The sequence below is a fragment of the Psychroserpens mesophilus genome, assembly GCF_050617655.1.
GTDB lineage: Bacteria > Bacteroidota > Bacteroidia > Flavobacteriales > Flavobacteriaceae > Psychroserpens > Psychroserpens mesophilus_A.
This window is the reverse complement of record NZ_JBODQC010000056.1, coordinates 1-390: the sequence shown is the minus strand read 5'-3', so window position 1 is coordinate 390 and position 390 is coordinate 1. Positions and strand designations below refer to the sequence as shown.

The 390-nt window shown below is 56.9% G+C and carries 1 protein-coding gene; it reads left to right on the top strand.

Features of this window, described 5'->3' with window-relative positions; translation table 11 throughout:
* On the top strand, positions 1–390 hold a 390-nt coding region (locus tag ACRHNM_RS16300; RefSeq protein ID WP_431137697.1), incomplete at both ends, for an NAD(P)/FAD-dependent oxidoreductase.

Here is a 390-nt window from a genome sequence, read left to right as displayed (position 1 = left end):
CGGGAAGTTGGAGGCCGTCGTGGTGCGACGCTCCGCCGAACCGGCTGGAGACACGCGGATTGAGACGGATGCCTTTATCCCGTTGTTCGGCCTTTCTCCCAAATTGGGACCCATTGCCAACTGGGGCCTGGAGATCGAGAAAAATGCCATCCGGGTGGATAATACGCTGGACTATCAGACAAATATCCCCGGCATCTATGCCATTGGGGATGTGAATTCCTACCCGGGCAAACTCAAACTCATACTCTGCGGCTCCCACGAAGCCACCCTGATGTGCCAGAGCGCCTACCAGCGGATCCACCCCGATAAACGATATGTCATGAAGTACACGACCGTCGGGGGTGTCCAGGGCTTTGACGGTAGCAAGAAACAGGCCCCGAAAGCCGTGAT